We start from the raw sequence: 9,682 nt of genomic DNA, 5'->3' as shown, positions 1-9,682 counted from the left end.
CCGGGCAGCTCCTGGCCGGCCGGATAGAGCGCGACGTGGGTGGTGCCGGGCGGCCCGGCGGACCTGCCGCCGGGCGGCTCCCGGTCGGCGCCGGGGCCGTCCTGGCGCGCGGCGGTGCGCGGGAGCGCGGGCGTCCGCGCTCCCGGCACCCGGCCCTCGGCCTCCGCCGTGCCGCCGCCGTCCTCCTGCTCCGCCACCGCCCCGCGCGGCCTGCACCACTGCGCCAGCCACAGGGCGTCGGCCAGCTCTCCGGCGTCCGGGTCCAGGCCCGCGCCGCGCAGGGCGGCGACGACGTCGGCCCAGCTCTGCGGGGCGGTGGGGCGTCCTGCACGGTCCCGCATCACGCGCTCACCTCGGCCGGTCGAGGCGCTGGATGAGCAGGTCGGCGAGCCGGTCGCGGGTGGTGGGGGCTGCCTGGTGGGTGAGGTAGATGGCGTTCAACAGCTGGTCGGCGGCGAGCAGTTCGCTGCGGGAACGTTCCAGGAAGCGGGCGATCAGGTCATCGCCCGCGCGAGCCGCCTCCTCGCCGAGGTGCGCCCGGACGACCGTGGCCAGCCGCTTGTGGTCGGGCTGGCCCAGCTCCAGGTGGATGCAGCGGCGCAGCAGCGGCGCGGGGAAGTCCCGCTCGCCGTTGCTGGTGAGGATGACGAACGGGAAGGCGTGGCAGCGCACCCGCCCGTCGCGGACGCGGACCTTCTGCCCGTCGTCGGTGAGCACCTCCACCTCGGGCTCCCGCTCCGCCAGCCGCTCCAGCTCCGGGATGGCGAACTCGCCCTCCTCCAGGACGTTCAGCAGGTCGTTGGGCAGGTCGATGTCGCTCTTGTCCAGCTCGTCGACGAGCAGGACGCGCGGCTGCGCGGTGGGCAGCAGGGCGGTGCCCAGCGGCCCGAGGCGGATGTAGCTGCCGATGCCGCCGGGGGCCGCGGCCTGCGCGCCGGGCCCGCCGGCCGCCCGGCTGCTCGCGGCGATCTGCACGTCCTGGAGGCGGGCGATCGCGTCGTAGCGGTACAGCCCGTCGTTCAGCGTCGTCCGGCTCACGATCGGCCAGCGCAGTACCCTGCCGAGCTTGAGCTCATGGGCGACGGCGTGCGCGAGGGTGCTCTTGCCCGTCCCCGGATTGCCCGTGACCAGCAGCGGACGGCGCAGGTACAGCGCGGCGTTGACGATCTCCAGCTCCTCGGCGCTGGGCCGGTGCATCTCCGCGACGTGCTCGCCCAGCCGCCGGGTGGAGGAGCTGTCGGTGGCCGGGCCCGGCGCGACCAGCGGGCCGCCGTCGAAGTCCCGCCAGGGTGGCGGGTCGGGGAGCGCGGCGATGCCGTCGTGGGGCTCGCCCGTGCCGCGGTAGATGAGCCATTCGTTCGGTTCGCTCACTGCGAACTCCTCGTCGGTGGTGGGTCATCGGCGGTAGCGCACCGGCCACGCTCCGACCGTATCGGGACGGACCGCGACCCGGTAGAAGCACACGGAAACCGGTGGGAGCACACCCTGACCCGGGTGCCCCTCACGGCGTCTCCAGCACGTCGTCCGCACCCGGCAACGGCCGCCCGGGATCGTCGTACAGCAGCGTGATCCCGCGTGACCAGTACGCTTCCGGCTCCGCGGCGCCGATGCCCGCGCGCAGCTCACGGACGGCGGCGGGCAGCCGGTGGGCGGTCGTGCCGCTCTTGACCGTGCGCAGTATGCCGCGGTGGTACTCCCCGCACACCGGGTCCATGCGCTCCCTGCGCCACAGTGCCACCGGGTGGCCGCTGCCGACGATCCGGCGGATCGTCCCGGCCGCGCCGTCGCCCTCCGGGACCCGGCACAGCACGGGGAAGGACCGCGGCCCCAACTCCCGCAGCAGATCCGCCGTCACCTCCTCGGGGCGGCCCTCGTCGCAGTCGACGCAGGAGTGCTCCATGCCGTCCTCGTGCAGCCGCGCCCAGCGCTCCTGCGGCCCGGGCCCCGACTCAGTGCCCTCCTCCTCGCCGTACTCCGTGCCGTACTCCGTGCCGTCCGCCGCGCCCGGCGGCCGGTCCGCGCAGCGCACCACCACCGGCCGCAGCTCCCCTATCGGTCTGCTGCCCGGCGGTATCCGCCAGGTGTCCACGTCCAGGTCCAGCAGCGCCTGTCTGAGGGCGACTTCGAGAACGGCGGGGCGGCCGGGCTCGTCGCTCCGGCGGAACGCCTCGCTCAGCGGCCCGGCCAGCTCGGCAGGCAGGTCGGCCAGCGCCGTGCCGCTCCGGCCCTCGCCCAGCGGCAGATCGCCGGAGGGTCTGCTCGCGGTGAGGTACCAGTCGAACCGGCCCTGCTCCCAGGCGCGTTCGGTGATCTCCAGCAGGACGGACGGCAGCGGGCCCGCGGCCGCGTGCTCGCCGGAACGCCGGCCCCGGCCGACCGCGCGGGCGCGCACCCGGGCGTGCCACTCGGCGCCCAGGCGGTTCCTGGCCAGCGGCGGCAGCTCGGTCATGGCCAGGTCGCGCACCCAGTCCCAGACCGCTTCCACCGCCTCGGCCGCCGCCGGGTACGGATGCTCGGCGGTCGCGGCGTACACCGCGTACCGCAGCACGGCCTCCAGCTCGCTGTGCGCGTCGCGCAGCTCCAGCCGGTCGAGGTAGACCTCCAGGCCCTCGCGCCAGCCGCGGGGCGCGGGCGACAGCCCCTCGCCGCGGCGCGGCAGCAGCTCGTCGACCAGGGCCACCAGCGCGGGCGTGCCGGCCGGCGGCGGCAGCTGGGCGAGCAGGCCGTGCAGCACCACCCGGCGCTTGGGGGTCAGGGCCGCGACCGTGGCGGCCGCGGCGGACAGCCCGCTCTGCGCCTCGGTCCAGGTGTCCCGGGCCTCGCTGACGTCGGCGTGCCGGTCGGCGTGGTACCGGTCGTGCGCGTGCAGCACGCGGTGGTACGGGTCGTCCTCCTCGCGCCCGATCGGGGCGCCGGGCACGCCGATGCGGCGCAGCTGTGCCAGCGCGACGCCGAGCCCGCCGTCGCGCGCGCCGCCGCGCCGCCCCTTCAGTACGCCGATCACCTCGCCGCGCTCGACGTCGACCAGCGGGCCGCCGGAGAGCCCCGCCGGCATCTCGTCCTCGTTGCCGAGGCGCAGCAGGCCGTCGCCGCCGAACTCGCCGCGCACGGTGCACCGTCCGTCGAACGCGCCGACCGTCCCGGCGATCTCGGTGTACCCGAAGTACGCGACCCGCTCGCCGCCGTGCGCCCGCGACGTGCGCGGCGAGAGCCAGCAGCAGGGGTGCGCGGTGGGCTGGAGGAGGCGGATCAGGGCGAGGTCGGGGGCCGGCAGCAGGCCGGCCGTGCGCACGGCGGGCTCGGCCCATTCGACGCGGCCGCGCGCGCTGCCCCCTTCGAAGCTCAACGCCACTTCGCCCCCCTCGCCCTCCAGCGCGACATGGGCGCAGGTGAGCACCCAGTTGGGGGCGACGAAGAAGCCGCTCCCCCACAGCGGCGGCTCCGGCGACCCACCGTGGGGATACCCGTCACGGGCGGCGTGGATGCGCACGGTGGCGGCCTTGACGAGCGGGGCGAAGCGCCGGGAGAAGTACGCGTCCGGATCGTGCGCCCCGTTCATGCGCCGCCCCCGGTCCCGCCCTCCGTGAGGTCGGCGGGCGGGCCGCCCTGCCAGGTGAGGGTGACATTGATGGCGGCCTTGGCCTCGCCGTCCGCGAGCAGCCCGACCAGGGTCCCCGACTTCCCGCTCAGCTCGATGCCGAACTGCACGCTGACCTCGTCGGGCCGCAGGTCGCGCAGCGCACCGGCCAGCGACCGGGCGACGCCGTGCACCAGCCCGTCCAGGCTCTCCAGCCGCCCGACGACGCGGTCGGTGAAGAACCCGCTGTCGGCGTAGTCGTCCTCTCCCCCGGAGCCGCCCCGGCGGCCGATGTCCACATACGCCTCGTTCCGCGGCCGCGGAATCAACCCCTCGGCGCCGGATATCCGGGCCCAGACGGGCGTGCCGTCCGGCAGTTCGATCCGTGCGACACGCGTCGCGTCCTCGCTCATGCCACCCCCCGCTGACACCTGCGCCAGGAGGCCGGTCCGTGCCCGGAGCCGATGCGCGGTCCCGGACCCCGGCTGCCTATCCTGACCTGGAATGTCCTTAGAGCCTGCGCCGGAACCGACCGGGGTCCGGACCCAGGCTCTCAACCCCTACCCCCTTAGCGGAGTACTCACGTGTATTTCACCGACCGAGGTATCGAGGAGCTGGAGAGCCGGCGCGGCGAGGAGGAGGTGACCCTCGGCTGGGTCGCCGAGCAGCTGCGTACGTTCGTCGACCTCAACCCGGACTTCGAGGTGCCGGTGGAGCGGCTGGCGACCTGGCTGGCGCGGCTGGACGACGAGGACGACGACGAATAGCTTGACTTCACCGGACCGCGATATATCGTGTTCTACGAGAACGCGATATGTTGCGTTGCCTGTCTGCCCAGGGGAGGCCCGGAATGTCAGCCCGGAACGAGTGGCCGGACGGCCCTGCCGAGGTGGCCGCACCACGCACGCTCGACGTCGAAGCGCCCGTCGAGACCCTGCACGTACGGGTCTTCGGCGGCACGGTCAACGTCGTCGGCAGCACCGAGACCGACCGCACCCGCGTCGAGATCACCGAGATCGACGGCCCACCGCTGATCGTCTCCTATGAAGGCGGCACGCTCACGGTCGGCTACGACGACCTGCCCTGGAAGGGCTTCCTGAAGTTCCTGGAGCGCAAGTCCTGGCAGCGCAGCGCCGTCGTCTCGGTGACCGTGCCGGCCGCGGCGCGGGTGGAGCTGGGCACGGTCGGCGCGAGCGCGGTCGTCTCCGGCATCACGGGGCGTACGGAGCTGCGCGGCGTCTCGGGCGACAGCACCCTCGTACGGCTGACCGGTCCGGTGCTCGCCGAGACCGTCTCCGGGCGGCTGGAGGCCCAGGCCCTCGGCGGCGACCTGCGCTTCCACTCCGTCTCGGGCGACCTCACGGTCATCGAGGGCGGCGGCGGCTCGGTGCGCGCCGAGTCCGTCAGCGGGGACATGGTCATCGACCTGGACCCGGCGGCCCGGGGCACGGACGTGCGTCTGACGACGGTCTCCGGCGAGGTCGCCATCCGGCTGCCGGACCCGGCCGACGCCGAGGTGGAGGCCAACACCACCAGCGGCTCGGTCGCCAACGCCTTCGAGGACCTGCGGGTCGGCGGCCAGTGGGGCGCGAAGAACATCACCGGGCGGCTCGGCGCGGGCACCGGACGCCTGAAGGTCACCACCGTCTCCGGCTCGCTCGCGCTGCTGCGCCGCCCGCCGTCCGAGGGACCGGAGGACGGCGCGCCCGCCGGTCCCCCCGCCGATCCGCCCGCCGATCCGCCCGCCGACAAGAAGGTGCTGTAGAGCCATGCCCCCCGTCTTCGCGCACGGCCGCCTCCGTCTGTATCTGCTGAAGCTGCTGGACGAGGCGCCCCGCCACGGTTACGAGATCATCCGGCTGCTGGAGGAGCGCTTCCAGGGCCTGTACGCACCCTCCGCCGGCACCGTCTACCCGCGCCTCGCCAAGCTCTCCGACGAGGGCCTGGTCACGCACGCGACCGAGGGCGGCCGCAAGGTGTACTCCATCACCGAGGCGGGCCGCGCCGAACTGGCGGCCCGCGGCGGCGAGCTGGCCGAACTGGAGCTGGAGATCCGCGAGTCCGTCGCGGCGCTGGCCACCGACATCCGCGAGGACGTCAGCGGTTCGGCGCGCGCCCTGCGCCGGGAGATGCGCGAGGCCGCGCAGGCCACCCGCCGGCAGGCCGGCCGCGACGGCAAGCCGGGCGGCACGGGCTTCCCCGGCCCCTCCGAGGCGTTCGACCGCGGCCCCGACGACCCCGAGGCGTGGCGGCAGGCCAAGGAGGAGTTCCGGCGCGCCAAGGAGGAGTGGAAGGAGCAGGCCCGGCGGGCGAAGGAGGAGAGCCGGCGGGCCAAGCAGGAGGCGCAGCGCGCCCGCAAGCAGGCCAAGAACGCCAAGGACTCCGCGCACGAGGAGATCCAGGAGGCCATCCGCCGGGTCCAGGAGCGGGCCCAGGACCACGTGCGCTCGGGCGACTGGCCGGGCGCGGTGCGCGAGGCGCTCTCCGAGGTCTCGCGCGAGATCGGCCGCTTCACGGACGGCCTGACGGCGCCGCCCGGTACGACCGACGGACCGACGCCCTCCGGTACTACTGACTCGGCGGCGTCCGGAACCACCGACTCGGCCGCGTCCGCGCCCCCCGAGCCGGCCTGGGCGCACGAACCGGCCACCGGTGAGCCGGCCCGCGATCTGGACCGGCTGCTGGACCGGTTCCGCGACGACCTCCGGGACGCCGCCCGCGACCACGGCGTGGACGAGGCGCAGGTGGCGGCGGCCCGGCAGCACCTCGCGACGGCCGCGGCGCACATCGGCGCGCTGCTGCGACGCCCCACACGGTAGTCACCCACGGTTATTTTCGAAGGGCCGGGTTCACCCCAGGTAATCGGGGCACCCGGCCCTTCGCAGGGCCGCCGTCCGCACCGGACCGGCCGCGGCGTTCCGCCGACCCCTGGCCTTGCTCACGCTGGACATGAATTCTTCTTATCCATACGCGACTTGAAGGCCATGAGGTATGCGATGTCGGAGTACCCCGCGGTTGCCCGCCGGCTGTGGCACCACCTCGAACCACTGCACTCCACCCTCTACTTCGCCCCCGAGACGTTCGAAGAGGCGGCGGCGCTCGGATACGACGTCGGGACCCGTTGGCCCAGCTACTTCGCCTGGCGCAGCGCGCCGTTGGGCGCCGCCGGCCCGGAGCTGGTGTCCGCCACGTACTACAGCTTCAGCCCGCGCATGGTCGAGCAGTACGTGCCGCTGATCTGGTCGACGGCCGCGCCCGCCAAGGTGCTGGAGGCCCGGCTGCACGCGATGGACCGGGTACTGCGCAGGCTGATCGGCGACCGGCTGACCAAGGAACAGGTCGCGGAGGCGGCCCGGCTGGCCCGCCAGGCCGCGGAGAACGCGATACCGGCCGCCCGGCCGCTGGCCGCCGCCAATCTGGACCTGCCCTGGCCTTCCGAGCCGCACCTGGAGCTGTGGCAGGCGCTGACCGTCCTGCGCGAGCACCGCGGCGACGGGCACCTGGCCGCGCTGCTCACCGCGGGCCTGGACCCGTGCGAGTCGCTGGTCTCGTTCGCCGCGGTGGGCGCGGCGCCGGAGGAGCACTTCCGCAGCCGCGGCTGGAGCCCGCAGGAGTGGCACGAGGCGCACGACCGGCTGGCCGCGCGCGGCTGGATCGCGCCCGACGGCCGCGCCACCGACCGCGCCCACGAGGGCCGGGAGGCGGTCGAGCGGCTGACGGACCAGCTGGCCGCCGGCCCGTGGCGGGCGCTGGGCCGGGCCCGCGCCGACCGCCTCGCCCAGCTGATCACCCCGCTACTGACCGCCGTCTTCGAGTCCGGCCACCTCCCCAAGACCACCACCCTCGGCATCGGCACCATCCGGGTGCCGCACTGACCCGGCGCCTTCGGGTCGCGCGCCTCAGGCCGCCCGAGCCCGCTCGGCGAGCACCCGCTCGACCTCGGCATGGGTCACGCCGTGGTCCGCCAGGACGCCCGTGGCGACGCCGGTGCCGGTGGTCAGCGCGAGCAACAGGTGCTCGTCGCCGATGTGCTTCTCGCCGCGGCCGAGCGCGATCCGCAGCGACCGCTCCAGTACGCCCTTCGCCTCGCGGCTGAAGGGACGCCGCCCGAACCGGCCCTGTTGACGGGGGTGCGCCAGCGCGCCGACGCCGTGCTCGGCCTCCACCCGCGCGACGATCTCCCCGACGTCGATGCCGAGCCCGGCCAGCGCCTCGGTGTCGGCCGGCGAGAGCCCGCCGCGGCGGCGCGCCTGCGCCAGCGCCTCTTCCAGCGCCGCCCGGCGCGCGGGCACCCCGAGCGCCGCCAGCGCACCGGCCGCGACCGTGCCCTCCCGGTCCAGCAGCGTCAGCAGCAGCTCCTCCTCGCCGACCGTGCCGCTGCCCGTGCGCTCCGTCCGGGCGACCGCGCCCCGCACGACCTCCCGGGCACTCACCGTGAACTTCTCGAACATCAGCGCCTCCCGTGCTTCTTGTGGACCGCCTGCCGGCTGACTCCCAGCTCGTCGGCGATCTCCTGCCACGACCAGCCCTTGGCGCGGGCGCTGCGCACCTGTACCGCTTCCAGCTGCTCCAGCAGCCGGCGCAGCGCGGCGACGGCCCGCAGTCCGATGCGCGGGTCCCGGTCGCCCGCCCGCTCGGCAAGTTCCGTTGCTTCGGTCATGGTGTCAACGTAGGTTGACGCGCACCTCGCGTCAACCCTCGTTGACAACGGCTCCGCGATTGTCCGCCTCGTTCTGCAGGCCGGACAGGACGGCCGCGGGGTCGCCGTCCCGGGAGACCGCGCCGGCGATCTTCTCCTGGAGCGCCGCCCGCACCCGCGGCCAGCTCGTCCTGCCCATCGGCTGGAACTGGACCTCCGGCAGCTGGTCGACGAACGGCCACAGCGGGCGGTACACGGCGTCCGCGCGCATCTTCTGCGCGGCCGGCACGGTCACCGGCAGGGTGCCCTGCCCGCCCGCGTAGTGCACCGCGTTGTCGGTGCGGTAGAGGAAGTCCAGGAACGTGCCGATCTGCCGGACGTGCTGGTGCCGCTTGAAGGCCACCAGCCAGTCCGAGAGCCCGGCGGGCGTCGCCGCGTCGCCCGCGCGCCGGGGGAACGGGGCGGTGCCGTACGGGACATGGGCCCGGTCGGCCATCGGGATCAGCACCGGGTGGGCGAGGAGCATGCCGACCTTGCCGGCGACGAAGCCGCGGTAGGCCTCGGTGCGGTTGAGGGCGGGGCCCTTCGGGCCGGTCAGGCCCGGGGCGACCAGGCCGTCCCGCACCGCGGTCAGCGCCGCGGTGTTCTCGGCGGAGTCCAGGGTGTAGCCGCCGCTCATGCCGACGTAGCCGCCGTTGTTGCCGAGCAGCCAGCTCAGCGTCTCGTCCTCGGCCGCCTCGGGGCCGGTCTGGAGCGCGTACGGCGTCCGCACGCCGGCGGCCTTCAGCGCGGCGGCGGCGCGCTCGATCCCGGCCCACGAGGTCGGCGGGCCCTCGATGCCGGCCCGCGCGAAGAGCTTCTTGTTGTAGAAGAGGCGCGGCGTACTGGAGCTGAACGGCATCCCGTACTGCACGTGGCTGATCTCGCCCGCCTTGGCCAGCGCGGGGACGAAGTCGGCCTGGGTGCCGATGGAGAGCGTCTCGTCCGCGCTGTAGAGCTGGCCCTTGGCCGCGTACGGGGCGAAGACGCCGGACTGCGCGATGTCGGGCGCGTCACCGGCCGCGACCCGGGCCGCGACCGTCTTGTCCAGCCGGGTGTACGGCACCGGGTCGAGGTGCACCGCGATGTCCGGGTGCTGCTTCTCGAAGGTGTCGACGAGGCGCTTCCAGTAGTCGGTCGTGGACCGGGCGGTGCGCTGACCGTAGTCGGCGACCACCACGTCGAGCGTGACGTCCGCGTCACCCTCCGGGCCCGCGCCGCCGCACGCGGTGAGCGTCAGCGCCAGCACGGCGGCCAGCCCGGCCGCCCTGCGCACGGTGCGGTGCCGGCCCGCCGTGCCGGTCGTCGTGACCGCCGTTCCGGAACCGGAAACCGAGGCCCCCGATCACCCCGTGACGTCCGTGAGCTGGCGCGACGCGCTGTGCTACGCCCTGTGGCGCGGCAAGCGGCTGCCCACCCCGCTGGAG

General features: G+C 74.8%; 11 protein-coding genes and 1 pseudogene. 5 read left to right on the top strand and 7 right to left on the bottom strand.

Annotated features, from left to right (window positions below):
• From ABT381_RS33430 to ABT381_RS33415, 4 genes and pseudogenes are all read right to left on the bottom strand, one after another.
• Positions 1-341: hypothetical protein (locus ABT381_RS33430; RefSeq protein WP_351601057.1), on the bottom strand; the 341-nt coding region annotated here is incomplete at its 3' end.
• Positions 342-348: 7 nt separating this feature from the next.
• Positions 349-1,371 carry an AAA family ATPase gene (locus tag ABT381_RS33425; protein ID WP_351601055.1) on the bottom strand — a complete coding sequence of 341 codons (1,023 nt, stop codon included), beginning with the start codon at positions 1,369-1,371 and terminating at the stop codon, positions 349-351.
• Between the two features lie 130 nt (positions 1,372-1,501).
• A complete protein-coding gene (locus tag ABT381_RS33420; RefSeq protein WP_351601053.1) occupies positions 1,502-3,559 on the bottom strand; it encodes a VMAP-C domain-containing protein in 2,058 nt (685 codons plus the stop codon).
• Positions 3,560-3,588: 29 nt separating this feature from the next.
• Positions 3,589-3,990: pseudogene (locus ABT381_RS33415) on the bottom strand (CU044_2847 family protein); the annotation flags it as partial.
• Positions 3,991-4,161: 171 nt separating this feature from the next.
• On the opposite strand from ABT381_RS33415, the gene ABT381_RS33410 reads away from it, so the two are divergent.
• The 4 genes from ABT381_RS33410 to ABT381_RS33395 all read left to right on the top strand — a co-directional run bounded on the left by ABT381_RS33410 (position 4,162) and on the right by ABT381_RS33395 (position 7,452).
• Positions 4,162-4,344 carry a DUF6104 family protein gene (locus tag ABT381_RS33410; protein ID WP_030258837.1) on the top strand — a complete coding sequence of 61 codons (183 nt, stop codon included), beginning with the start codon at positions 4,162-4,164 and terminating at the stop codon, positions 4,342-4,344.
• 83 nt (positions 4,345-4,427) lie between these two features.
• On the top strand, positions 4,428-5,342 hold the full coding sequence (locus tag ABT381_RS33405) for a DUF4097 family beta strand repeat-containing protein (RefSeq protein WP_351601047.1): 915 nt from the start codon (positions 4,428-4,430) through the stop codon (positions 5,340-5,342).
• Between the two features lie 4 nt (positions 5,343-5,346).
• The gene (locus ABT381_RS33400; RefSeq protein WP_351601044.1) at positions 5,347-6,396 is read left to right on the top strand and encodes a PadR family transcriptional regulator; all 1,050 of its coding nucleotides are present in this window, start codon (positions 5,347-5,349) and stop codon (positions 6,394-6,396) included.
• A gap of 177 nt (positions 6,397-6,573) precedes the next feature.
• The gene (locus tag ABT381_RS33395; RefSeq protein ID WP_351601041.1) at positions 6,574-7,452 is read left to right on the top strand and encodes an SCO6745 family protein; all 879 of its coding nucleotides are present in this window, start codon (positions 6,574-6,576) and stop codon (positions 7,450-7,452) included.
• 24 nt (positions 7,453-7,476) lie between these two features.
• Here the strand turns inward: ABT381_RS33395 and ABT381_RS33390 are convergent, their stop codons facing one another.
• The 3 genes from ABT381_RS33390 to ABT381_RS33380 are packed head-to-tail and all read right to left on the bottom strand — an operon-like array spanning position 7,477 to position 9,531.
• Positions 7,477-8,028 carry a Clp protease N-terminal domain-containing protein gene (locus ABT381_RS33390; protein WP_351601038.1) on the bottom strand — a complete coding sequence of 184 codons (552 nt, stop codon included), beginning with the start codon at positions 8,026-8,028 and terminating at the stop codon, positions 7,477-7,479.
• Positions 8,028-8,237 carry a helix-turn-helix domain-containing protein gene (locus ABT381_RS33385; RefSeq protein WP_052867809.1) on the bottom strand — a complete coding sequence of 70 codons (210 nt, stop codon included), beginning with the start codon at positions 8,235-8,237 and terminating at the stop codon, positions 8,028-8,030. Before ABT381_RS33385 ends, ABT381_RS33390 begins: the two co-directional genes overlap by 1 nt.
• A 31-nt stretch (positions 8,238-8,268) precedes the next feature.
• Positions 8,269-9,531, bottom strand: coding sequence for an extracellular solute-binding protein (locus ABT381_RS33380; RefSeq protein WP_351601034.1), 1,263 nt, complete (start codon positions 9,529-9,531; stop codon positions 8,269-8,271).
• On the opposite strand from ABT381_RS33380, the gene ABT381_RS33375 reads away from it, so the two are divergent.
• Positions 9,443-9,682, top strand: a 240-nt coding sequence (locus ABT381_RS33375) for an SUMF1/EgtB/PvdO family nonheme iron enzyme (RefSeq protein ID WP_351601030.1), incomplete at its 3' end; no start/stop codon positions are given. The two genes, ABT381_RS33380 and ABT381_RS33375, sit on opposite strands and share 89 nt — an antisense overlap.

This window comes from Streptomyces sp. NPDC000151 (genome assembly GCF_040301705.1).
Taxonomy (GTDB): Bacteria; Actinomycetota; Actinomycetes; order Streptomycetales; family Streptomycetaceae; genus Streptomyces.
Note: the sequence above shows the minus strand (reverse complement) of the source record. Positions and strands in the feature narration are given on the sequence as shown.